The organism is Hydrogenophaga taeniospiralis CCUG 15921, assembly GCF_001592305.1.
In the GTDB taxonomy this organism is placed as follows: Bacteria; Pseudomonadota; Gammaproteobacteria; order Burkholderiales; family Burkholderiaceae_C; genus Hydrogenophaga; species Hydrogenophaga taeniospiralis.
This window is the reverse complement of the sequence record NZ_BCWR01000022.1, coordinates 65,855-89,667: the sequence shown is the minus strand read 5'-3', so window position 1 is coordinate 89,667 and position 23,813 is coordinate 65,855. Positions and strand designations below refer to the sequence as shown.

The window sequence follows — 23,813 nt, the reverse complement described above, 5'->3', positions numbered from 1 at the left end:
CGCGCGCGGGGCTGCGCGTAATATGGCCGCATGACCCGAGACGACCGACTTCCCCGCGACGCGCAGAGCATCCTGGAGCTGGCTGCGCGGTCCATGTTCGACCTGTTCGCCACCGCCAGCGAGGGCATGATGCTGGTGGACCGCAAGGCGCGCGTGGTCTGGATCAACGACCAGTACCGCCGCTTCCTGCCGGCGCTGGGTTTCGAGCGCGAGGAAGACTTCGTGGGCCACCCGGTCTCCAGCGTGGTGCAGAACACGCAGATGCACCAGGTGCTGGCCACCGGCAAGCCGATCCTGATCGACCTGCTGACCAACAAGGCCGGTACGTTCGTGGTCAGCCGCATCCCGTTGCGCGACGACGCGGGCGAGGTGATCGGCGTGCTGGGCATCGTGCTGTTCGACCACCCCGAAACCACGCTGCAGCCGCTGATCGCCAAGTTCGCGCGGCTGGAGCAGGACCTGAACGACGCGCGGCGCGAGCTCGCCAGCCAGCGCCGCACCAAATACACCTTCGCCAGCTTCGTGGGCACCAGCCCGGGCGCGCTGGAGGTGAAGCGCCAGGCGCGGCGCGCGGCGTCTTCCAGCAGTCCGGTGCTGCTGCTGGGCGAAACCGGCACCGGCAAGGAACTGCTGGCCCACGCCATCCACGCCGCGTCGCCGCGCGCGGGGCGGCCGTTCGTGAGCGTGAACATGGCGGCCGTGCCCGACACGCTGCTGGAGGCCGAGTTCTTCGGCGTGGCGCCCGGCGCCTACACCGGGGCCGACAAGAAGGGCCGCGACGGCAAGTTCAAACTGGCCGACGGCGGCACGCTGTTTCTGGATGAGCTGGGCGACATGCCGATGACGGTGCAGGTCAAGCTGCTGCGCGCGCTGCAGGAAGGCGAGATCGAGCCGCTGGGCTCGAACAAGCTGGTGCGCTTCGACGTGCGCGTGGTGGCGGCCACCTCGCGCGACCTGCAGCAGATGGTGCGCGAGGGCAGCTTCCGTGAAGACCTGTATTACCGGCTCAACGTGCTGCCCATCCGGGTGCCGCCGCTGCGCGAGCGCCAGGGCGACATCCCGCTGCTGATCGAGGCGCTGTGCGAGGACATCGCGGCGCGGGGCGGCGGCGCCCAGCTGGAAATCGGCGCCTCGGCCCAGGCCCTGCTGGCGGCCCAGGCCTGGCGTGGCAACATCCGAGAGCTGCGCAATGTGCTGGAACAGCTGGCCCTGCGCAGCGATTCGCCGCACATTGACGCTGCGCAGGTGGAGCCGGTGCTGCGCGAGGCCGGGCTGGACCGCATCGAGCCGGCCGTGCCTTGGCCGCCGGGGGACGCGGGCGCGCCGGCGGGCCAAACGGATCTGCGGCCGTTGCCCGAGCAGATCGCCGAGCTGGAGAGCCGGGCGATTGCGCTTGCCCTGGCCCGCACCGGCGGCAACCGCACGGCCGCGGCCCGGCTGCTGGGCATCTCGCGGGCCAGCTTTTACGACAAGCTGGCGGCCATGGAAGTGACGTCTGAAATTCGGACAACTGTCCAATAATCAGACACATCGGGCGTGTCGGTACTGTCTGAAATTCAGACAATGCCAAGAGGGATCGATAAAAATACCTTGTGAATCAAGGCCTGTCTGCCCTGGCACGGACCCTGCACTGCGAAAGACACGGTGCCACGCGCCGTGACACATCCAACCAGGAGACAAGACATGCACAACACCACCCGCCGTCTGGCGGTCATCGCGCTCGCCTGCACCGCCACCTTGGGCTTTGCCCAGTCGAACAAGGGCGAGATCCGCATCGCCCACGTGTACGACAAGACCGGCCCGCTCGAAGCCTACGCCAAGCAGACCCACACCGGCCTGATGATGGGTCTGAACTACGCCACCGGCGGCACGATGATGGTGGGCGGCAAGAAGCTGGTGGTGATCGAGAAGGACAGCCAGTTCAAGCCCGACGTGGGCAAGGCCCAGCTGGCGGCCGCGTTCGCCGATGACAAGGCCGACATCGCCGTGGGCCCGACCGGCTCCGGCGTGGCGCTGGCCATGCTGCCGGTGGCCGAGGAATACAAGAAGATCCTGCTGGTGGAGCCCGCCGTGGCCGACTCCATCACCGGCGACAAGTGGAACAAGTACATCTTCCGCACCGGGCGCAACAGCAGCCAGGACGCGATCTCCAACGCCGTGGCGCTGGACAAGGCCGGCGTGAGCATCGCCACCCTGGCGCAGGACTACGCGTTCGGGCGTGACGGCGTGAAGGCCTTCAAGGACGCGGTCAAGACCGCCAAGATCGTGCACGAGGAATACCTGCCGACCAGCACCACCGACTTCACCGCCGGTGCGCAGCGCCTGATCGACAAACTCAAGGACCAGCCGGGCCGCAAGGTCATCTTCATCATCTGGGCCGGCGCGGGCAACCCGTTCAAGATCGCCGACCTCGACCTCAAGCGCTACAACATCGAGATCGCCACCGGCGGCAACATCCTGCCGGCCATGGCCGCCTACAAGAACTTCCCCGGCATGGAAGGCGCCACGTATTACTACTTCGGCATCCCGAAGAACCCGGTCAACGAAGCCATGGTGGCCGACCACTACAAGCAGTTCAAGAGCCCGCCCGACTTCTTCACCGCCGGTGGCTTCAGCGCGGCGATGGCCGTGGTGACGGCGCTCAAGAAGACCAACGGCGACACCAAGACCGACACGCTGATCAAGACCATGGAAGGCATGAGCTTCGAGACGCCCAAGGGCACGATGACCTTCCGCCAGGAAGACCACCAGGCCATGCAGAGCATGTACCACTTCAAGATCAAGGTGGACCCGGCCTTCCCCTGGGGCGTGCCCGAGCTGGTGCGCGAGATCAAGCCGGCGGACATGAACGTGCCGGTGAGGAACAAGCGCTGAAAGCGCTTGACCCCCTGCGCATTGTTCGGCGCTACCCCCTGCGCCGCTGACGCGGCTTCCCCCTGAAGAGGGACAACACGAGCGGCCCGGCGGAGCCGGTTCCGCCGTGTTTCTGGAAGGGTGCTGCACTCGCTGCCTTCCACTTCTGCTTGTTCCGTGAGGAACCCCCGGACACACGGGGGCCGGCGATGTTTTGCCCAAAAAGCACTCCAGGAGACAACCCCATGACGTTCGATTCAATGCGTGCGCTCGCCGCCATCGCGGCGCTTTCCTCTGGCACGGCGCTGGCCGCCATCAACTTGCCCGCCTACAACGTGGACACCAGCCAGACCACGGTCTCCGGCCTGTCCTCGGGCGGCTTCATGGCCAACCAGCTGGGCATCGCCTATTCGTCGCTGTTCAAGGGCGTGGGCGTGTTCGCGGCCGGCCCCTACATGTGCGCGGGCCTGAGCAATTACACGGCCTGCATGTACAACGCCAGCATTTCGAGCACGGCGCTGGCCAACATGCAGAACCGCATCGACAGCTACAGCGCCAGCGGCGCGATCGACAACAAGTCGAACGTTGCCGGCCAGAAGGTGTACCTGTTCATCGGCACCAGCGACACGACGGTGGGGCAGAACCCCGTCAACGCGCTCAAGACGCAGTACACCAACAACGGCGTGACGGCGACCAACATGGAACACGTGGTGCGCGGCGGCACAGCCCACACCTTTCCCACCGATTTCGACAGCACGGGCAACAACGGCTGCGGCAGCGCCGCCTCGCCCTACATCAGCAACTGCGGCTACGACGGTGCCAAGGCCGTGCTGCAGAAGTTCTACGGCACGCTGAACCCGCGCAACAACGCACCGGCGGCGGGCAACTACATCGAGTTCAACCAGGGCGAGTTCGTCAGCAACCCCGGCATGGCCGCGACGGGCTGGGCCTATGTGCCGGCCAACTGCGCCAGCGGCAGCCAGTGCAAGCTGCACGTGGCGCTGCACGGCTGCCAGCAGAGCACCGACAAGATCGGCGACAAGTTCATCAAGAACACGGGCTACAGCCGCTGGGCCGACACCAACAGCATCATCGTGCTGTTCCCCCAGACGAAGACCGACAACACCAGCCGCAGCACGGCGGCCAGCGGCTCGCTGGCCAATCCCAATGCCTGCTGGGACTGGATCGGCTGGTACGGCGGCAACTTCGCGCAGAAGGCCGGCACGCAGATGGCCGCCATCAAGGCCATGGTGGACCGCGTGTCCTCGGGCGGCGGCGGTGGCACCCCGACGCTGCCAGCGCCCACCGGCGTGGTCGCGTCCAACCCGACCGATACCACCATGACGATCAGCTGGAGCGCCGTGAGCGGCGCCGACAGCTACAACGTGTACCGCAACGCCAACAAGACCAACGCGCTGCCGGTCACGGCCACCAGCTTCACCGACACGGGCCTGGCCGCTGCCACGCAGTACAGCTGGACGGTGCGCGCGGCGGACGAAGAGGGCGTGGAGGGCGCGGCGTCCGCGGCGGCCCTGGGCACCACCACGGGCAGCGCGCCGCCACCCGCCACCTGCTATACGGCCAGCAACTACGCCCACACCACGGCGGGCCGCGCCTACCAACTGGGCGGCTACACCTACGCCAACGGGTCCCACCAGAACATGGGCCTGTGGAATGTCTTCATCACCCGGACGCTGAAGATGACCGGCAGCAACTATTACGTCATCGGCACCTGCCCCTGATGCAACGGACGACCCCAAGGAGATCATGAGCCAGCTATCCACCCAGGACCTGACCGTCCGCTTCGGCGGCCACGTGGCGGTCAACCGCGTGACCTGCGCTTTCCAGCCCGGCACGCTGACCGCCATCGTCGGCCCCAACGGCGCGGGCAAGACGACCTACTTCAACCTCATCTCGGGCCAGATCCGGGCCTCCGCCGGCAGCGTTCACCTCAACGGGGTGGATGTATCGGCGCTGGGGGCGCCGGCGCGCGCGCAGGCAGGGCTGGGCCGCGCGTTCCAGCTCACCAACCTGTTTCCCAACCTGACCGTGCGCGAGAACGTGCGGCTGGCGGTGCAGGCGAGGGCGGGCGCGGGCCTGAACCTCTGGCGCATCTGGAGCGACCGCAAGGACCTGGTGGTGCGCGCCGACGAGGTGCTGGAGACCGTGGCGCTGGCGGACAAGCGCGACGCGCTGGCGGCCAGCCTGCCGCACGGCGACCAGCGCAAGCTGGAGGTCGGCATCCTCATGGCGCTGGAGCCGCAGGTGTTCATGTTCGACGAACCCACCGCCGGCATGAGCGTGGACGAGGTGCCCGTGATCCTGAACCTGATCCGCCAGCTCAAGGCCGACAAGACCAAGACCATCCTGCTGGTCGAACACAAGATGGACGTGGTGCGCGAACTCTCGGACCGCATCATCGTGCTGCACAACGGCGAGCTGGTGGCCGACGGCGACCCGGCCACGGTGATCGCTTCGCCGGTGGTGCAGCAGGCGTATCTGGGTATCAACCCGGAAGAGAAGGAGGCCGCATGAGCGAGGTGCTGTTGAAACTGGAACAGGTCCACACCCACATCGGCGCGTACCACATCCTCCACGGCGTCGACCTGGTCGTGCCCAAGGGCGAGCTGACCATGCTGCTCGGCCGCAACGGCGCGGGCAAGACCACCACGCTGCGCACCATCATGGGTCTGTGGCACGCCAGCCAGGGCACGGTGGTGCTTGACGGGCAGGACATCACGCAGAAGCCCACGCCCGACATCGCGCACAGCGGCGTGGCCTACGTGCCCGAGAGCATGGGCATCTTCTCCGATCTCTCGGTGCGCGAAAACATGCTGCTGGCCGCGCGCGGTGCGCGCACGCTCGATGACATCGACACCACGCGGCTCGAATGGATCTTCGGCCTGTTCCCGGCCATGAAGAAGTTCTGGACGCACCCGGCCGGCAAGCTCAGCGGCGGGCAGAAACAGATGCTGGCCGTGTCGCGCGCCATCGTCGAGCCGCGCAAGCTGCTGCTGATCGACGAGCCCAGCAAGGGCCTGGCCCCCGCGATCATCCAGAACATGATCGAGGCCTTCCGCCAGCTCAAGGCGGCGCAGACCACGATCCTGCTGGTCGAGCAGAACTTCAACTTCGCCAGACAGCTCGGCGACACGGTGGCCGTGATGGACGACGGGCGCGTGGTGCACAGCGGCTCCATGGCCGAGCTGGCTGCCGATGAATCGATGCAGTCGCGTTTGCTGGGCCTCTCACTCGGAGCACACCAATGAGCTTGTTCAAAGAACTCGACTGGAAACCCATGGCCCTGGTGCCGGTGCTCGCGCTGGCCGCCTTGCCGGCCATCGGCAGCCCGTCCACCTGGCTGACGCTCACCGTGGCCGGGCTGGCCATGGGCATGATCGTCTTCATCATCGCCTCGGGCCTCACCCTGGTGTTCGGCCTGATGGACGTGCTCAACTTCGGCCACGGCGTGTTCATCGCGCTCGGCGCCTTCGTGGCCACCACGGTGCTCGCGAGCATGGGGAGCTACACCACGGCCGACAGCCTGTGGCTGAACCTGCTGGCGCTGTTGCCCGCGATGCTGGTGGCGATGGCCGTCGCGGGTGCGCTGGGCCTGGTGTTCGAGCGCCTCATCATCCGCCCGGTGTACGGCATGCACCTCAAGCAGATCCTCATCACCATGGGCGGCATGATCATCGGCGAGGAGCTGATCAAGGTGATCTGGGGTCCCGAGCAGATTCCGCTGCCGCTGCCCGAGGCGCTGCGCGGCGCGGTGCTCATGGGCGACGCCGCGGTGGAGAAATACCGGCTGCTGGCTGTGCTGGTGGGCGCCGCCGTGTTCGCCGCCATGGTCTGGACGCTCAACCGCACCAAGGTCGGTCTGCTGATCCGCGCCGGCGTGCAGGACCGCGAGATGGTCGAGTCGCTGGGCTACCGCATCCGGCGCCTGTTCGTCGGCGTGTTCGTGGCCGGCTCGGCACTGGCCGGCCTGGGCGGCGTGATGTGGGGCCTGTACCAGCAGAACGTGACCCCACAGATGGGCGCGCAGGTCAACGTGCTGATCTTCATCGTCATCATCATCGGCGGCCTGGGCTCGACGCTGGGCGCGCTCATCGGCGCGCTGCTGGTGGGCCTGATGGCCAACTACACCGGCTTCCTGGTGCCCAAGGTGGCGCTGTTTTCCAACATCGCGCTGATGGTCGCCATTTTGTTGTGGCGCCCCCAAGGTGTTTACCCAGTCACGAACCGTTGAGCAGGAGGATTTGATGCTTCACCGATTGCTCTCCAACGACCTCCCGCGCAGCCGCTGGCTTGCCGCGCTGCTGGTCATCCTGTTCCTTGGCCTGGCGTTCGCGCCTTTCCTGTTCCCGGGCGTGAAGGCGCTCAACGTGGCGGCCAAGGTGCTGGTGTTCGTGGCCCTGGTGGCCAGCTTCGACCTGCTGCTGGGCTACACCGGCATCGTGAGCTTTGCCCACACCATGTTCTTCGGCATCGGGGCCTACGGCGTGGCGATCGCGCTGAGCGCGGTCGAAGAACCGTCCTGGGGCGCCATCGCGCTGGGGGTGCTGTGCGCGCTGGCGGTCTCGCTGGTGCTCTCGCTCATGATCGGCCTGTTCTCGCTGCGGGTGCGCGCGATCTTCTTCGCCATGATCACGCTGGCGGTGGCCTCGGCCTTCCTCACGCTGGCCTCGCAGCTGTCGGACTTCACCGGTGGTGAAGACGGTCTGAGCTTCAGCGTGCCCGAGCTGCTCTCGCCCGGCTTCACGCTGAGCGAAGAACCGCTGGTGACACCGCTGGGCGAGGTCGATCTCAACGGCAAGCTGATCACCTACTACCTGATCTTCGCGGCCGTCACCGCGATCTTCCTCACCATCCTGCGCATCGTGAACTCGCCCTTCGGCCGCGTGCTGCAGGCGATCCGTGAGAACGATTTCCGGGCCGAGGCGCTGGGCTACCGCACTGTCGTTTACCGCACGCTGTCCAACGTGCTCTCGGCCGGCTTCGCCACGCTGGCCGGCTGCCTGCTCGCACTCTGGCTGCGCTACAACGGGCCCGACACCTCGCTCTCGTTCGAGATCATGTTGGACATCCTGCTCATCGTCGTGATCGGCGGCATGGGCACGCTCTACGGCGCGCTGATCGGCAGCGTGTTGTTCGTGCTGGCGCAGAGCTACCTGCAGGACCTGTTGCGTTTGGCCGGCGAAGCGACCGAGGGCATCCCGCTGCTGCCCGCGCTGCTCACGCCCGACCGCTGGCTGCTCTGGATGGGTGTGCTGTTCGTGCTGTCGGTCTATTACTTCCCGACAGGCATCGTGGGCAAGCTCAGGGAGCGCGCCGTTCTCGCCCGATTGAAAGGCATGAAATGAACACCGCCGCCGTGATTCCCCAATCGCGTTACCTGAGCTGCGAAGGCCGCGAGATCCATTTCATGGACTGGGCGCCCGCACCCGGCGTGCCCGAAAGCACGCCCGTGGTCGCCTGGCACGGCCTGGCGCGCACCGGGCGCGACATGGATCCGCTGGCCGCGTACCTGAGTGCCCTCGGTCATCGCGTGATCTGCCCCGACACCATCGGCCGTGGCCTGTCCGAATGGAGCCCGACCCCCGAGGCCGAGTACTGCCTGGACTTCTACGCGCGCATCGCCACGGCGCTGGTCGACCAGCTCGGGCTGTCGTCCTTCCATTGGGTCGGCACCTCCATGGGGGGCGCCATTGGCATGGTCTGCGCGGCCGGTCCGCTGCAGGGCCACATCCAGCGCCTGGTGCTCAACGACATTGGCCCCAAGCTGGCCGATGCGGCGGTCGAGCGCATCCGCAGCTACGCCGGCAACCCGGCGAGTTTCGCCACCGTGGGCGAACTGGAGCAGTACTTCCGCACCATCTACAAGCCCTACGGTTTTCTCAGCGACGCGCAGTGGAAGCTGCTCACCGAAAGCTCCACCCGCCGCCTGCCCGACGGCCGCGTGACGCCGCACTACGACCCGGCCATGGTGATGCAGTTCACCCACCACCCAGCCGACTACGAGCTGTGGGACGCCTACGACCGCATTGACATCCCGGTGCTGTGCCTGCGCGGCGCGGAGTCCGACCTCCTGCTGGCCGACACCGCCGAAGCCATGCGCGACCGCGGGCCGCGGGCTCTGGTGGTGACGATCGCCGGCTGCGGCCATGCTCCGGCCCTCAATGTGCCGGAGCAGCTCGATCTGGTGCAGCGCTTTCTGGTCGGCGTGCACTGAGCGGGCGAGAAGCTGAGCCCCCTCAGTCCTTTGCTCCCAGCGCCAGCGCCCGCTCTCGGCTTTCCTTGAGCGCCATCGGGTCGTCGGCATGCCGGGTGGGCCAGCCCTGCAGGTGGCGCTCGGTGAGTTCGGTCAGGGCGCGCATCCAGTCGGGGCTGTCGTTGAGGCAGTCGATGTAGTTGAACGCCTGGCCGCCCGCGTGCAGAAAGGCTTCGCGCGCTTCCATGTTGATTTCTTCCAGCGTCTCCAGGCAGTCGCTGGTGAAGCCGGGGCAGACCACGTCCACGCTCTTCACGCCCTGCCGCGCCAGCGCGATCAGCGTGGGCTCGGTGTAGGGCTCCAGCCACTTGGCTTTGCCAAAGCGCGACTGGAACGTGAGCTTGTAGCGGTCTTTCGCCAGCCCCAGTTTTTCCGCCAGCAGGCGCGCCGTCTTCTGGCACTCGCAGTGGTAGGGGTCGCCCAGGCGCAGGGTGCGCTCGGGCACGCCGTGAAAGCTCATCACCAGTTGGTCGGCCTGGCCGTGGTGCATCCAGTGCGCGCGGACCTTTCTGGCCAGGGCTTCGATGTAGCCGGCGTCGTCGTGGTAGCGGTTGATGAAGCGCAGCTCGGGCAGATGGCGCACCTTCAGGCCCCAGGTGGCCACCGCGTCGAACACGCTGGCGGTGGTGGTGCCGCTGTACTGCGGGTAGGCCGGCACGATCAGCACGCGCGTCACGCCCTGGGCCTTGAGTTCGTCGAGCACCGCGGGGATGGACGGGTTGCCGTAGCGCATGGCGTAGCGCACCGTGACCTGGTGGCCGCGTTCGCCCAGGTAGCCGCGCAGCAGCGTGGCCTGCCTGTCGGTCCACACCTTGAGCGGTGAGCCCTCGGGCATCCAGACGCTGGCGTACTTCGCGGCCGACTTGGCCGGCCGGGTGCGCAGGATGATGCCGTGCAGGATCAGCCACCAGATCGGTTTGGGGATTTCCACCACGCGGTGGTCGCCCAGGAACTCTGCGAGGTAGCGGCGCAGGGCGGGGGCGGTGGCTTCGTCGGGGGTGCCCAGATTGCACAGCACGATGGCCGTGCGCGCCGCCTGGCCATGCGGGATCGGGGGTTCTGGTTGGAAAGGCATGCGCTATTCTCCCGCACACATGACCGCCGCCACCCCCTCGCTCCCACATGCCTCCGAGAGCCGCGCCCCAGCGGACGCGCTCACCACCCCGCCGGACCTCGGCCTTGACGCCAGCCGCGTGCGCGCCATCACGCTCGATCTGGACGACACGCTCTGGCCGATCTGGCCCACCATCGCCCGCGCCGAAGACGTGCTGCAGGCCTGGCTGAGCGAGCATGCGCCGGCCACCGCCGCCCTGTGCGCCGCGCCGGGCACGCTGCGCGAGCTGCGCAACCAGATGAGCACCACCCGGCCCGATCTCGCGCACGACATGAGCGGGCTGCGCCGTGAGTCGATCCGCCTGCTGCTGCAGCGCGCGGGCGACGACCCGGCGCTGGCCGAGCCGGCGTTCGAGGTGTTTTTTGCCGAGCGGCACCGCGTGGAGCTGTTCGACGATGCGCTGCCCGCGCTGGAGTGGCTGAGCAGCCGCTACCCGGTGGTGGCGGTGTCCAACGGCAACGCCGACGTGCACCGCGTGGGCATCGGCGCGCATTTCCGGGCCTCGCTCAACGCGCACGGCTTCGGCGCGGCCAAGCCCGACGCCCGCATCTTCCACGCCGCCGCGCGGGCCGCGGGCGTGGACGCCTCGCAGGTGCTGCACATCGGGGACGACGCCCACCTGGACGGCGTGGGCGCGCTCCAGGCCGGCATGCAGCTCGCCTGGGTCAATCGAGCCAGGCAGGCATGGGCACACGCACCGCTGGCGCCCCACATCACCGTGACCGAGCTGCTGGCCCTGTGCCGCGCGCTCGGCTAAACACACCTCATCGTTTCACCATGAGCCTCACCATCCACGGCATTCCCGCCTCGCGTGCGGTGCGCCCGCTCTGGGCCGCGACCGAACTCGGCCTGGATTTCACCCACGTGCCCACCACCTACCTGGGCGGCCACACGCGCAGCCCCGACTTCCTGGCCCTCAACCCCAACGGCCACATCCCCGTGGTGGTGGATCGGCGGCCACCGGAGCAGGGCGGCGAGATCGTGGTCTGGGAAAGCATGGCCTGCGCGCTCTACATCGCACGCCACCACGGCCGGCCCGACGGCCACAGCATCACGCCCGCCACCGTGCGCGAAGACGCCGAAGCGCTGCGCTGGAGCTTCTGGGCCGTGAACGAAGCCGAAGCCGACGCGCTCACGGTGCTGATGCACCGCATGGTGATGCCCGCCGAGCGGCGCAAGCCCGAGCTGGCCGTGGTGGCCGAGAAGCGGCTGGCCGTGCCACTGCGTGTGATCGAGCAGCACCTGCAGCAGCAGCAGGCACGCGGCGAGAGCCATCTGGCGGCGGACCGTTTCACGGTGGCCGACCTGTGCGCGGCCAGCGTGCTGAACTGGGCCAGGCCGGCGCGCGAGCTCATGGCCGCGCACCCGCTCACGCACGACTGGATCCGGCGCTGCATCGAACGCCCCGCGCACGTGGCTGTGAAGGCGCTGGGCTGACTTACCAGCCCCACAACAAGCGCTTGGCGATCCAGCCGATCTTGCCGCTGTCGCGCTCCACCCGCACCCAGTCGGCGCGTTTTTCGCGTGTGCGCAGTACCTCGCCATACTCCACCTTGCCCACGATCCTGTGCTGGGTGCCGGGGCCGGAGCGCATGTTGGCGACCCGGGACTTCACCACGTGGTGCGGCGTGCTGCCCGTGAGCGAGCGGGCCACCCAGCCGCGATCTTTCTCGAAATCGATGACCTGCAACCAGCGGCCCTTGCGGGCGAGCACTTTGAGCGGGTAGCCCCTTTTCAGCTCCCACAACACCTCGGTGTGGGTGCCGGGGCCGGAGCGCATGTTCAGGGTGGAGCCTTTGACGCTCACCATCTGTTGCGTGGCGGCCGATGCGGCGGTGGCGGCGAGTGCCGCCAGACACAGGACCGTGGTGCCAAGGGTTTGACGGGTGGTGTTTTTCCAGTTCATCCGAAGATGCTCCTTTCCTCGTGGTTGAAATGCTGGTGAGCCAATGGGAACGCAACTGGTCGCAGAGGTTCCCGTGGTTTTGCCGGCGCAGGGCACCGGGTGCCCAGGTTCACATGACGGCGCGATCAAAGGGTGAATGTTCGCATCATGGCCGGAGCCGCCTCGCCCGCCCCGCCGATCCGGCGCGCTGGCAGGCACGGCGGTAGGCCTGCAGGGTCTGCTGTGCGCGCCCGAGCACGCTCTCGGGCGGGTAGTCCACCTCCACCGTGGGCGCCACCGGCAGGCCCGAGGGCAGGCCGGTCAGCAGCTCCAGCCCATCGCTCAGGTGGGCGGCGGTGTGGATGTGGAAGCGGCCCTGTTCCACGGCCTCGATCACGGGGCGCTCCAGCATCAGGTGGCGCAGGTTGCGCGCGGGCATCAACACGCCCTGGTGGCCGTCCAGGCCCGAGGCTTCGCAGACGCGGAACCAGCCTTCAATCTTTTCGTTGATGCCGCCCACGGGCAGCACCTCGCCGTGCTGGTTGAGCGCGCCCGTGACCGCGATGCCCTGGTTGAGCGGCACACCCGAGAGCGCCGAGAGCACGGCGAACAGCTCGGCGCACGAGGCCGAGTCGCCCTCCACGCCGTGGTACTCCTGCTCGAACACGATGGAGGCGTTGAGCGCCAGCGGCGACAGGTGCGCGAACAGGGCCGTGAGGTAGCTGTGCAGGATCAGCACGCCCTTGTCGTGGATGGGGCCCGACATCTCGACCTCGCGTTCGATGTTGAGCAGGCCCTGGGTGCCCGCGTGGGTGCGCGCGCTCACGCGCACCGGCAGGCCAAAGCGCCAGTCGCCCAGGTCGATCTGGGTCAGGCCGTTGATCTGGCCCACCTGCTCGCCGCGCAGCGTGATCAGGCGCTCGCCCTCGGCGATGGACTCGCGCAGGCGCTGTTCGGGGTAGTTGTGGCGCTGGCGCCGCGCGTCCAGCGCCGCGTCCACGTCTTGCAGCTCGACCCGGCCGGCGCCGCGTACGCGGCACATGCCGGCGCTTTCGGCCACCAGGGCCTCGGTGCGCGCGAAGATGGCGCTCTGGCGCGTCTGGTCGTCCACCTGGCGGTGGGCATCCTCGATCAGGCGGGCCACGGCCGGCGCCGACAGGTGGGGCAGGCCCAGTTTGCGGCAGGTGTGGGCCACGAACAGCGCGCTGGCCGCGCGGGTCTCGTCGCTGGCCGGGAAGCTCTCGGCGAAATCCACCTTGACCATGAAGTGGCGCGCGAACTCGGGGTCAGCCTCCTGCACCGCGTAGTACTCGTCCACCGATCCGATCAGCACGATCTTGGCCTCCACGTCCACCGCCTCGGGTTGCAGCGAGACGGCCGCCATGGGCATCAGCGAGCTGCCGGGCTCCTCGATCTGCACCCGGCCCGAACGCATGAAGCGGCGCAGCTTTTCCCACACCAGTTCGTCGGCCAGCAGGTCGCGCAGGTGCAGCAGCAGGAAGCCGCCGTGGGCGCGGATCAGGCTGCCCGCGCGCACGCGGAAGAAGTCGGTCATCATCACGTCCTCTTCGACCTGGTACTCGATGCGGCCAAAGAGCGTGTGGAACACCGGGTTGTCTTCCGCGATCACCGGCGCGCCCGACAGGTCGGCGTTGTCCACCACCAGGTTGACGCGGTAACCCAGCAGCAGCTGGGCCAATGCTTCCTGGCGCGCCTCGTCGTCGCTGTCCTGCGCGATGAAGAGCTCGATGTGTTCGAGCACGTCGTGCTGCACCTGGTCGAGGTAGCTCCCGAGCTTGACGGAGTCCTTGATCTGCTTCTTCAGGCTCACGCGGATGGTCTGCAGCTCGTGGTCGAGCAGGGGCTTGACGGTCTGGCGGCGCAGCGCGGCCAGGCCTTCGTTCATCACCCGCAGCATGGGGCGGGTCTTTTCCAGGAAGCGCGCGATCTCGTCGCGCAGCTCCTGCTCGGCCTTGTCGATCTCGGCGCGCCGCTCCTTGGAGAGCGCGCGGGCCTCGGCCTCGGTCAACGCGGCGCCTTTGTCACCGATGAGGGTGAAGACCAGATGGCCCGATTCGCGAAACAGGTTGAAGCTGCGCGCCTCGGCGAAGGCGTCGAGCTCGACATAGGCCTTGGCTTCCTCGGCCTGGTAGGCGTTCTGGATGCGCTCGCTCTCGGCCTTGAAGTCTTCGCTGCTCAGGCGCAGCGGGATCTCGCTCTGCAGGAAACGCGAGAGCTTGCCCATGAGCTGGCGCAGCTCGCGCCCCTGGCCGGCGGGCATGCGCAGGGCGCGCGGGCGCTCGGGGGCGTCGAAATTGTGCAGGTAGCACAGGTCGGGCGGCACCGGGCGCTCGGCGGCCACCGCCCGCGTGAGCTGCCGCAGCAGCGTGGCGCGCCCGCTGCCCACCTCGCCCAGCACGAACAGGTTGTAGTCGGGCTGGTCCATCGTCAGGCCGAAGCGCGCGGCGGTTTCGGCGCGCTCCTGGCCGATCCAGGGCAGGGTGCCGGTGGGCAGCGTGGACGTGTCGTCGAAGCCCAGCGAGGCGGGGTCGATGCGCAGGCTCAGTTGCTCGGGGGCAAGGCGGGTGGTGGTCATGAACAGGTCCCTCGGGTTCAGTGTGTTCATGATGCGCGGATTGGAGGGCCGCGCAAGTCCAGGCGTCAAACCGGTATCAGAAGACCCGCGCCACCGCCGCCAGACCGCTGCGCACGGCGCCTTCCAGCGTGGCCGGGTACGGTCCGTCCACGTAGTCGCCGGCCGCCCACAGGCCCGGCGCGATGGCTTGCGCCGGGCGCCGCAGGCCCGCGGTGCAGGCGAAGGTGGCGCGCTTTTCCACCACGGTCTGGATCGGCTGCAGGCCGCCCAGACCGAGCTGGCGCGCCGCCTGCTGCAACACGCGCGCCTGCAGCTCGTCGCGCTCGCCCTCGCTGGCGCTGATCACGAATGCCAGCACGCCCTGCGCGGCCGGGTCCTGCGGGGCGAGCTGGCCGCGGTCGAACACGAACTGGGCCGGGGCCGCGTGGGCATCGGGCTCGGCGCGCAGCGCGAGCATGGGCGCGGCCAGGCGAGCGCCCGGTGCCCAGGCGTAGACGGTGGTGATGGCGGTGAAGTCGAGCGCCGCGGCGTCGTGGGCCCAGGTGCGCAGCCGGTCGGCGGTGTCGGCATCGGGCGTGTGCGCCGCGGTCTGCGCCATGGCCTGCGCGGCCGGGCCGGCGGCGGTGGCCCAGATCACGTGGTCAAAGGTTTGGTCGAAAGCCTCGCCCTGGCGCTGGCCGCTTAGGCGCCAGCCGGGCCCCTGGTGGTGCAGGCCCAGCACGCGGGCGCCTTCGATGATCCTGGCGGTGGCCGCATGCCGCGTCTGAAGCCAGCGCGCGGCGGCTTGCGGAAACAGGGTGCAGAGATCGGTGCGCGGCAGCAGCAGGCTCGACGCGGCCCAGCCGCCAAAGCCCCGGCCGAACAAAGCGTCGCGCATGACCCGCAGGAACACCTGCGCGCTGGCGTCGCGGGCCGGCAGGTTCAGGGCCGAGACGCACAGCGGTTCGATCAGCTCGTCCATCACGCGCGCGGGCAGCCGGGCGCACAGTGCGGCCACGGTCAGTGAGGGCGCGCAGACGAAGCCTGTGGCCTGCCAGCCCAGCGAGGCACGGATCAGTGCCAGCCGTTCGCTCCAGCGCCAGCCGCGCGCGGTGGCGATGGCGGCCAGGGCATCGAGGGGCGCGGGCCAGCGCGCAGCCCAGGCGGGGGTCTGCAGGCCGCTGCCGTCGGGGTAGGGCAGGGCCAGCGGAAGGCACAGCAGCGCCTGCGCCGGATCGTTGCCCACGCGCTGCATCAGCGCCAGGGTCTGGCTGTAGGCGCCGATCAGGATGTGTTGTCCGTTGTCCAGCGTGAGCGGCACGCCGTCGGGCCGCTGTACCTGCAGCGCCCGGGCCCGGCCACCCAGCGCACGGCTGGCTTCGAACACGGTCACGCCCACGCCCGCTTCGGCCGCCGCCACGGCGGCGGCCAAGCCGGCCCAGCCCGCGCCGACGATCGCCAGCTTCACTTCGCGCATCCCGCGCAGCGGCGGAGCGTGGGGGCCACGTTCACAAGCGCCCCAGCGCTTGCACCTTCCACGCCAGCCAGAACTTGCGCAGCGGCGTCAGGTTCACGCGCTGGGTCAGCACCAGCAGCGGGTCGGCGGCAATCTCCCGCAGCAGGGTGCGGTAGATGCTGGCCATCATCAAGCCCGGTTTCTGCGCACGGCGGTCGGCTTCGGGCAGCAGGGCCAGGGCGTCGTCGTAGGTCTTGAGGGCGCGTTCGCACTGGAACTGCATCAGCGCGCGGAAGCGGCGCTGGAAGTCTTCCACGTCGGTGCCGGGCGCCGCGCCGCGCTTGAGCAGCTCGTGCGCCTTCACGTCGAAGCGCTGCAGTTCGTTGACGGGCAGGTAGATGCGCCCGCGTGCCGCGTCTTCGCCCACGTCGCGGATGATGTTGGTGAGCTGGAACGCCAGCCCGAGCTGGTGCGCGTAGGCGGTGGTCTGCGCCTGCGTCTGGCCAAAGATGCCGGCGGCGACTTCTCCCACCACGCCGGCCACCAAATGGCAGTAGCGCTGCAGGTTGGCGAAGTCGAGGTAGCGGTTCTGGTCCAGGTCCATCTGGCAGCCGTCGATGACGGCGAGCAGGTGGCGGGCTTCGATGCCGAAGTCCGCAGCCAGCGGCATCAGCGCGCGCATCACCGGGTGCTGGGCCTGGCCCGCAAAGGACTGGGCCACTTCGTGCTGCCACCAGACCAGCTTGTTCTGCGCCACGCCCGGGTCGCTCACCTCGTCAACCACGTCGTCCACCTCGCGGCAGAAGGCGTAGAAGGCCGTGATCGCGGCGCGCCGCTCCGGCGGCAGGAAGAGGAAGGCGTAATAGAAGCTGCTGCCCGAGGCAGCGGCTTTTTGCTGGACGTAGTCTTGAGGGGTCATGGGCTCGGGGCAAGGTTGCCTGAGTGTAAACAGGCGCGCCATCGCTCCGGCCGGGCGGCGCTCATGCAGGGGCCGTGCGCCGGCGCCACCACCGGCGGCGCTGCGGCTGGTGCGCCCGGCCGCGCCCGCGCATGAACGCCAGGTACAGCATGGGCACCACGAACAGCGTCAGCACGGTGGAGAAGGCCAGCCCCCAGACGATGCTGGCCGCCACCGGGCCCCAGAGCAGGCTGTGGCCGCCAATGCCGAAGGCCAGCGAGAACAGGCCGCCGATGGTGGTCGTGGTGGTGATCAGAATGGGCACCACCCGGCGGCGCGCCGCCTGCACGATGGCGTGGATGGTGCTCATGCCGCGCTCCAGGCGGTCGTTGGCCGCGTCGATCAGCACGATGGCCGAGTTCACCGCGATGCCGGTGAGCGCGATCACGCCGTAGAGCGTGTAGAGCGAGAGCGGGTTGTTCGAGATGGCCAGCCCGTAGGCCACGCCGGTGAAGGCCAGCGGCACGGTCACCAGGATCATGAGCGGCTGCCAGTAGCTCTTGAACTGCGCCGCCAGGATCAGGTAGATCAGGCCCAGCCCCAGCAGGAACAGCACCTGCATGGCGGCCAGGCTCTCTTCGATGTCTTCGAGCTCGCCCGAGAAGTCCAGATCCACCCCCGGGTGCTGCACGCGGATGGCTTCCCAGCCGGCCTTGATGGCGTCGTTGGCCACCTTGGTGTCGGTGATCTCCTTGTCGAGGTTGGCCTCGACCGTGATGGTGCGGCGCAGGTTGTAGTGGCGGATGAAGCCCCGCCCGGGCTCGACCTGGACCTGCACCAGCGCGCCCAGCCGCGTGGTCTGGCCGTTGGGCAGGGCGACCGGCTCGTCCAGCAGGCTGGCCGGGTCGGTGCGCAACTGCTCGCCATCGCGCAGGGCCTGGTCGGAGCGCACGCGCAGCTCGATCTTGTCGCCTTCGATGCGGGTGAAGGCCACCACCTCGCCGTCCACCGCCAGGCGCACCAGGCGCGCCACCTGGGCAGCGTTCAGGCCGGCGTCGCGCACGGCGTCGTGGTCCAGCCGCAGCTGCAGCTGGGCGCGGCCGGGCTGGTTGTCGTCCTGCACGTCCTTGGCGCCGGGTATGGCCGCCACGATGGTTTTGAGCGCATCGGCCGCGCGCTGGATCTGCTCGAAGTCGTCCGCGCGCACCTTCACACTGATGGCCTTGCCCGCGGGCGGGCCACCCGCGAGCACGGTGAAGCTCTTGCGGCCCGGGCCGCCCATGCCCTCGATGGTCTGGCGCATGCCGTCGACCACCTCGGTGACCTCGCGCGCGTCGTCGGTGCGCGGGTTGAGCGAGACGAACACCTGGCCATAGACATCGCCGTAGACCGGTTCGGTGTCGGTGAACTTGAGCCCGGCGACGGAGGTCACGGCGCGCGCTTCACCCTCTGGCCCGACGCTGCGCAGCTGCTGGCGCACCACGGCCTCCACGCGCTGGGTCTCGGCCAGCGTGTCCTCCAGCGACGCGGTCTGGGGCATGTCCACGTTGACGTAGAACGCGCGGATCGGGTCGAAGGCGAAGAACTGCACCCGGATCACGCCGACGACGAGCAGCACCACCGCCGCCACCACGGCCGCGGTGCTGAGCAGCGCGAAGCGCCTGGGGCGGCGCAGCACGTATGCCAGCGCCTGGCCATAGCGCAGGCGGATGCCGCGGTTGAAGCGTTCGCGCCAGGCCTGCACGCGCGAGCGCTGGTCAAAGCGCAGGCCGATGGCGCTCACGTGGACCGGCATCATCCAGAACGCCTCAACCAGCGAGATCAGCAGCGCCAGCGTGACCACGAAGGGGATCACGAACATGAATTTGCCCACGATGCCGGGTAGCAGCATGAGCGGCAGAAACGCCGCCATGGTGGTGGCCACCGAGGCCACCACCGGTTTCCACACTTCAACAATCGCGTCCAGGCTGGCGCTCAGGGCCTCCTGGCCGCGCTGCATGCGGTAGTAGATGGATTCGACCACCACCACCGCGTCGTCCACCAGCATGCCCAGCGCGATCACCACACCCAGCAGCACCGAGACATTGACCGTGTGGCCCAGGGCGTCGAGCACGGCGAAAGTGCCCATGAGCGAAAACGGGATGCCCGCGGCCACCAGCACACCGATGCGCCAGCCCAGGAACAGCCAGCACACGGCCAGCACCATGATCACGCCGTACAGCGCGTTGGTCTGCATCACGCCGATGGCCTCGCGCGTGGGCACGGTCTGGTCGTCGGTCAGCGCCAACTGCAGGCCGGAGGCGGCGAGCACCGGGTTCTGGGCTTCGATGAAGGCCTTGAGCCGGTCCACCAGTTCCAACGTGTTGGTGCGCGACTTCTTGGTGACCGCGAGCGACACCGCGTGGTGCCCCTCGGTGGCGGCGTACTGCGCGGCCGGTGCGCGCGCGCGCTCGATGCGCGCGACCTCGCCCAGCCGGGCCGAGACGCCGGGGCGCGTGGCCGAGACCACGGGCAGGCCAACGAGCGCCTGCGGGTCGGTGAGCACGCCCTTGACGCTGATGGACCAGGCGCCGTTGCGCGTCTTGAGCGTGCCGCCGGAGGTGTCGCGCCACCAAGCCGACACCGCGTCGGCCACGTCGGAGGCGAGCAGGCCGCGCGCGGCGAGCGCCTGGGCGTTCGGGCTCACGAGCAGTTCGGGCTCGCGCAGCCCGGAGGCGTAGACCTGGTCCACGCCGGCGATGCGCTCCAGATCGCCCTTGATGCGCCGCGCGTTCAGGCGCAGGGTCTCGTCGTCGGCCTGGCCGGTCAGCATCAGCGCGGCGGTGGGGAAGCCGTTGCTGGTGGTGATCTCCAGGATCATCGGGTCCTTGGCCTCGCGCGGCAGCTCGCTCGACGCCTTGTTCTGGATTTCGCGCCGCAGGTCGGCCATGCGCTTGTCGAAGGTGCGTTCGTTGACCTCGCGAAAGCGCACCAGCAGGCTGGCGATGTTCTCGCGCGAGTTGGAGACCACGAAGCGCACGTCGGCCACGCCCTTGATGCCGTCTTCCAGCGGGTTGGTGACCAGGCGTTCCACCTCTTCGGCGCTGGCGCCGGGCAGCACGGCCGAGACGCTGACCCAGTTGAAGTTGATCTCCGGGTCCTGCTCGCGGGGCATGGTGTTGTAGCTGACCAGCCCGAGCAGCAGCACGACCACGAAGGCGATGTTGGCCAGCGGGTGGTTGGTGAAGAGGGAGCGCAGGAAGTTCATGGGGCGCCCCGGCTCATTTCGGCGCGCCGCTGGCCGCCTGCGGCTCGATCGGCTGGCCGTGCTGCAGCGCGGCCTGGCCACGCACGATCACTGGCGTGTCGGGGTTCAGGGCGACCGCGCTGGCGCGGCCTTCCTGGGCACCGGGCAGCGGCACGAAGCGCGCGCTGGCCTGGGCACCCGTGCCCTGCTGCACGAACACCCCCTGCACGGAACCGCGGCGCACCATGAGGGCCGGTGGCAGATGGGGCTGCTCTTCCTGCCAGCGCAGGGTGCCGCTGGTGCCCGCCGCGGGCGCGGCGGCGCCGGGCTCGAAGGCCAGGCGCGCGGTCTGCGTGCGGGCCGACGCGCTGAGGGTGCTGCCTACGCGCAGCAGCCGCGCCGCGTGCTGCTGCCCCTGTGCCTCGAAGCGCAGGGCCTTGGCCGCGCGCAGCCCGGGCACGTCGGCCGGGCTGAGCGTGGCCTGCAGTTCGGCCGCGCCCGATTCGCTCAGCACATACAGCACGCTGCCGGGCGAGACCGCTTCGCCAGTCTGCGCCAGCCGCTCCTTCACGCTGCCCGCGAACGGCGCGCGCAGCGTGGTCTTGGCCCGCTGGCGCTGCGCGGTGGCGAGCTGGGCGCGGTTGGCGCTGACCTCGGTCTGCACCAGCGCGACCTCGGTTTCGCGTTGGGCCAGCGCTTCCTGCGAGAAAAAGCCCTGCGCCACCAGCTCGCGCGAGCGTTGCAACTGCGCCTGGGCCAGTTTCAGCCGTGCGGTGGAGGCGTCCAGCGCGGCCTGGGCGCGCTGCACGGCCAACTGGTGGTCCACCGGGTCGATCTGCGCCAGCACCTGCCCGCGCGCGACCTGCGCGCCCACGTCGGCGGTCCAGCGCTGCAGCGTGCCAGCGACTTCGGCCGCGAGCCGCGATTCGTTGCGCGCCACCACGCTGGCCGGTGCTTCGCGCTCGGGCCGCAGCCACACGCTGTCGAGCCGGGCCACGTCCACCCGGGCGCGCGCCGGTGCCGACGGGGCGGGAGAGTTGGCCGGGGCCGGGGTGCTGCCCTGGGCAAGGGCGCTGGCACAGGCCAGGCCCAGCAGCAGCGCGGCCAGGGCCGGCGCGTGGTGCAGAGGGGTGGGGTGGGTGGTGCTGGCGGGCATGGTGGCTTCCTGAGGGATCATTTTTGTGGGGGAGTGAGGGGCGCGGCGCGGGCCAAAAAGGGTGGTTTTTACATCCACAAAGCGCGCCAGATCAACCGGGGCAGGTCGGCGCGGCCCAGCTTGGGGCGGGTCTGCCAGCTGCGGTACTCCCGCTCGGCGATGGCGTCCAGGATGCGCAGGCCGCCTTGCACCACCAGGCGCAGCTCCCAGCCGGCGCGCCCGGGCACGCGGTGCACCAGCGGGGCTCCCATCTGCATCAGCCCACGGGCCTGGGCGCAGAGTTCGCTGACCAGCGCCTGTTGCGCGCAGGGGCTGCCTTGCGCTGCGGCCGCTGCGCCGGGCAGGAAATCCTCGATGCCCAGCGCATGGCGCTGCAGAGCGTCGGCCGGCAGGTAGTGGCGCCCGCGCGGCAGGTCCACGCTCAGGTCCTGCCAGAAGTTGATGAGCTGCAGGGCGCTGCATATCTGGTCGCTGTGCTGCAGCGAGGCTGGGTCGCTGATGCCGTAGAGGTGCAGCAGCAGGCGGCCCACCGGGTTGGCCGAGAGGCGGCAGTAGTCGAGCAGCTCGGCGGTGCTGGCGTAGCGGTGGCCGCTGGCGGTGTGGCGCACATCCTGCTCAAACGCGCTGATCAGGTCGTGCAGCAGCGCGCCGGGCAGGGCGTGTTCGCGCATCGCCCGGCCCAGCGGGCCGAAGATGTGGGGCCAGCGCCCGTTGGTGGGGGCGCCCGACGGGGCGGCCAGACAGGCATCGAGCGCCTGTCGGAACGCTGCCAGCTCGGCCAGGCGCTGCTCCGCGCTGGCGTCGCCCTCGTCGGCGAGGTCGTCGGCCGTGCGGGCGAAGTGGTAGATCGCCATCACGGCCGGGCGCAGGCGCGGCGGGCACAGCCACGACGCCACGGGGAAGTTTTCGTAGTGCCCCACGCCGGCGGTCAGCGGGGCGACCTCGCTGGTGGTGGGGGGCGTCGGGGAGGGCGTGGGGCTGACCGGGTGGGAAGGAGACATGGATTCGGAGTGTGCCGCCTGGGGAAGACGGTGGCGTTGCAGGATTGAGCAGCGGTTTATTTCACAGAAGACCTGTTTCGGGCATCGTGGCGGGCCCGAAGGGGGTGCGAGAGCCCCTGCATTGAACTACAATTTTTATTACTAACCGGTCAGTCATTAGTAGAATCCGGGCCAGGCCGTGTATTCGGCCGCCCGTTTTCCCCGCAGTTCACCGGCCAGTTCCACCTTCGCACGCCCAGTCCGACCATGAAAACACCGCACTTTGCCCTCATCGTGACCGCAGCCCTGGTGCTGTCGGCCTGTTCGCGGCCCGAGGCGCCGCAGGCACCCATCCGTTCCGTCAAATTGATGACCGTCAGCGCGGGTGTGGTGAACGCCCGCAGCGAGTACGCGGGTGAAGTCAAGGCGCGGGTGGAGTCGCGGCTGGGCTTCCGGGTGGGGGGCAAGCTGGTGCAGCGCCCGGCCGAGGTCGGGCAACGGGTGCAGGCCGGTCAGTTGCTGGCCCAGCTGGATGCGAGCGACCTGGCGCTGGCCAGCCAGGCGGCCCAGGCGCAGGTGAGCGCGGCGCAGACCCAGCGCGATCTGGCGGCGGCCGATCTGAAGCGGTTCACCGATCTGAAGGCGCAGGGTTTTGTGAGTGGCGCGGAAATCGAGCGCCGCCAGGCCACGCTGCAGGCGGCCGAGGCCAGCCTGCGCCAGGCCCGGGCCCAGGGCGCGGTGCAGGGCAACCAGGCCGGGTACGCCCGGCTGCTGGCCGATGGCGCTGGCGTGGTGGTGGCGGTGGAGGCCGAGGCCGGCCAGGTGGTGGCCGCGGGCGCGCCGGTGGTGCGCATCGCGCGCGACGGCGCCCGCGACGTGGTGTTCGCCGTGCCCGAAGACCAGTTGGCGCAGGTGCGCCGCGGCCAGACCGCGCAGGTGCGCCTGTGGCGTTCGGCAGCAACCGGCGCGGCCCCGGCCGACGCCACGCTGACCGCCGAGGTGCGCGAAGTGGCGGCCAGCGCCGACCCGGCCACCCGTACCTACCAGGTCAAGCTCTCGCTGCCGGCCGACGCGCAGGCGCCGCTGGGTGCCACCGCCCACGTGACGCTGGCCGCCAGCGGGCAGGGCCCGGCGCCGGCGGCCATCAAGCTGCCGACCAGCGCGCTGATGCGCTCCACCGAAGGCGACAAACAGGGCAGCGCGGTGTGGCTGTTTGACGCCGCCAGCAGCACGGTGCGGGTGCGCCCGGTGGCGGTGGCCGGTGCCGATGGCAACGAGGTGGTGATCGCGGCCGGCCTGAAGCCGGGCGACGAGGTGGTGGCCGCCGGGGTGCACGTGTTGTCGCCGGGCCAGAAGGTCACGCGTTTCACCGGCGCCCGAGTCCAGTGAGCGGCCC

General features: G+C 69.3%; 19 protein-coding genes. 11 read left to right on the top strand and 8 right to left on the bottom strand.

Translation table 11 applies throughout. The features are described 5' to 3' along the window. The first annotated feature begins 30 nt into the window (after positions 1 to 30). The 8 genes from HTA01S_RS22865 (at position 31) to HTA01S_RS22830 (ending at position 9,088) form a co-directional block, all read left to right on the top strand. Positions 31 to 1,521, top strand: a complete 1,491-nt coding sequence (locus tag HTA01S_RS22865; RefSeq protein ID WP_068175685.1) for a sigma-54 interaction domain-containing protein — start codon at positions 31 to 33, stop codon at positions 1,519 to 1,521. Between the two features lie 162 nt (positions 1,522 to 1,683). Beyond that, positions 1,684 to 2,874, top strand: a complete 1,191-nt coding sequence (locus HTA01S_RS22860; RefSeq protein WP_068175682.1) for a substrate-binding domain-containing protein — start codon at positions 1,684 to 1,686, stop codon at positions 2,872 to 2,874. Positions 2,875 to 3,098: 224 nt separating this feature from the next. Beyond that, a complete protein-coding gene (locus HTA01S_RS22855; RefSeq protein ID WP_068175678.1) occupies positions 3,099 to 4,595 on the top strand; it encodes an extracellular catalytic domain type 2 short-chain-length polyhydroxyalkanoate depolymerase in 1,497 nt (498 codons plus the stop codon). Positions 4,596 to 4,620: 25 nt separating this feature from the next. Further along, positions 4,621 to 5,388, top strand: a complete 768-nt coding sequence (locus tag HTA01S_RS22850; RefSeq protein ID WP_068175675.1) for an ABC transporter ATP-binding protein — start codon at positions 4,621 to 4,623, stop codon at positions 5,386 to 5,388. Further along, positions 5,385 to 6,122, top strand: a complete 738-nt coding sequence (locus tag HTA01S_RS22845; RefSeq protein ID WP_068175673.1) for an ABC transporter ATP-binding protein — start codon at positions 5,385 to 5,387, stop codon at positions 6,120 to 6,122. The genes HTA01S_RS22850 and HTA01S_RS22845 overlap by 4 nt, the downstream gene beginning before the upstream one ends. After that, positions 6,119 to 7,105 carry a branched-chain amino acid ABC transporter permease gene (locus HTA01S_RS22840; RefSeq protein ID WP_068175668.1) on the top strand — a complete coding sequence of 329 codons (987 nt, stop codon included), beginning with the start codon at positions 6,119 to 6,121 and terminating at the stop codon, positions 7,103 to 7,105. The genes HTA01S_RS22845 and HTA01S_RS22840 overlap by 4 nt, the downstream gene beginning before the upstream one ends. Positions 7,106 to 7,118: 13 nt before the next feature. After that, on the top strand, positions 7,119 to 8,219 hold the full coding sequence (locus tag HTA01S_RS22835) for a branched-chain amino acid ABC transporter permease (protein ID WP_068175664.1): 1,101 nt from the start codon (positions 7,119 to 7,121) through the stop codon (positions 8,217 to 8,219). Beyond that, positions 8,216 to 9,088, top strand: a complete 873-nt coding sequence (locus tag HTA01S_RS22830; RefSeq protein WP_068175661.1) for an alpha/beta fold hydrolase — start codon at positions 8,216 to 8,218, stop codon at positions 9,086 to 9,088. Before HTA01S_RS22835 ends, HTA01S_RS22830 begins: the two co-directional genes overlap by 4 nt. Before the next feature lie 22 nt (positions 9,089 to 9,110). Here the strand turns inward: HTA01S_RS22830 and hemH are convergent, their stop codons facing one another. Next, on the bottom strand, positions 9,111 to 10,202 hold the full coding sequence (gene hemH / locus HTA01S_RS22825) for a ferrochelatase (protein WP_068175658.1): 1,092 nt from the start codon (positions 10,200 to 10,202) through the stop codon (positions 9,111 to 9,113). A gap of 19 nt (positions 10,203 to 10,221) precedes the next feature. Between hemH and HTA01S_RS22820 the strand changes: the two genes are divergently transcribed. After that, complete coding sequence (locus tag HTA01S_RS22820) at positions 10,222 to 10,998, top strand: HAD family hydrolase (protein ID WP_068175654.1); 777 nt, start codon at positions 10,222 to 10,224, stop codon at positions 10,996 to 10,998. 20 nt (positions 10,999 to 11,018) lie between these two features. Beyond that, positions 11,019 to 11,678: a glutathione S-transferase family protein gene (locus tag HTA01S_RS22815; RefSeq protein ID WP_068175652.1), complete on the top strand. Its 660-nt coding sequence runs from the start codon at positions 11,019 to 11,021 to the stop codon at positions 11,676 to 11,678. Between the two features lies 1 nt (position 11,679). On the opposite strand, the gene HTA01S_RS22810 is transcribed toward HTA01S_RS22815, so the two are convergent. The 7 genes from HTA01S_RS22810 to hpnC all read right to left on the bottom strand — a co-directional run bounded on the left by HTA01S_RS22810 (position 11,680) and on the right by hpnC (position 22,438). Continuing rightward, on the bottom strand, positions 11,680 to 12,147 hold the full coding sequence (locus HTA01S_RS22810) for an SH3 domain-containing protein (protein WP_068175649.1): 468 nt from the start codon (positions 12,145 to 12,147) through the stop codon (positions 11,680 to 11,682). A gap of 145 nt (positions 12,148 to 12,292) precedes the next feature. Next, positions 12,293 to 14,752 (bottom strand): Lon protease family protein, encoded by a 2,460-nt coding sequence (locus HTA01S_RS22805; protein ID WP_245638182.1) that lies wholly within the window; start codon positions 14,750 to 14,752, stop codon positions 12,293 to 12,295. A 46-nt stretch (positions 14,753 to 14,798) separates the two neighbouring features. Then, positions 14,799 to 16,169 carry a hydroxysqualene dehydroxylase HpnE gene (gene hpnE, locus HTA01S_RS22800; protein WP_068175752.1) on the bottom strand — a complete coding sequence of 457 codons (1,371 nt, stop codon included), beginning with the start codon at positions 16,167 to 16,169 and terminating at the stop codon, positions 14,799 to 14,801. A gap of 40 nt (positions 16,170 to 16,209) precedes the next feature. Further along, positions 16,210 to 17,076 (bottom strand): presqualene diphosphate synthase HpnD, encoded by an 867-nt coding sequence (hpnD, locus tag HTA01S_RS22795; RefSeq protein WP_068175644.1) that lies wholly within the window; start codon positions 17,074 to 17,076, stop codon positions 16,210 to 16,212. Positions 17,077 to 17,137: 61 nt separating this feature from the next. Next, a complete protein-coding gene (locus tag HTA01S_RS22790) occupies positions 17,138 to 20,302 on the bottom strand; it encodes an efflux RND transporter permease subunit (RefSeq protein WP_068175641.1) in 3,165 nt (1,054 codons plus the stop codon). A gap of 13 nt (positions 20,303 to 20,315) precedes the next feature. Next, complete coding sequence (locus HTA01S_RS22785) at positions 20,316 to 21,437, bottom strand: efflux RND transporter periplasmic adaptor subunit (RefSeq protein ID WP_068175637.1); 1,122 nt, start codon at positions 21,435 to 21,437, stop codon at positions 20,316 to 20,318. A gap of 68 nt (positions 21,438 to 21,505) precedes the next feature. Next, entirely contained in the window at positions 21,506 to 22,438 is a 933-nt protein-coding gene (gene hpnC, locus HTA01S_RS22780) for a squalene synthase HpnC (RefSeq protein ID WP_084236490.1), read from the bottom strand. Between the two features lie 246 nt (positions 22,439 to 22,684). On the opposite strand from hpnC, the gene HTA01S_RS22775 reads away from it, so the two are divergent. Next, positions 22,685 to 23,806, top strand: a complete 1,122-nt coding sequence (locus tag HTA01S_RS22775; RefSeq protein WP_068175633.1) for an efflux RND transporter periplasmic adaptor subunit — start codon at positions 22,685 to 22,687, stop codon at positions 23,804 to 23,806. The last annotated feature ends 7 nt before the right edge of the window (positions 23,807 to 23,813 follow it).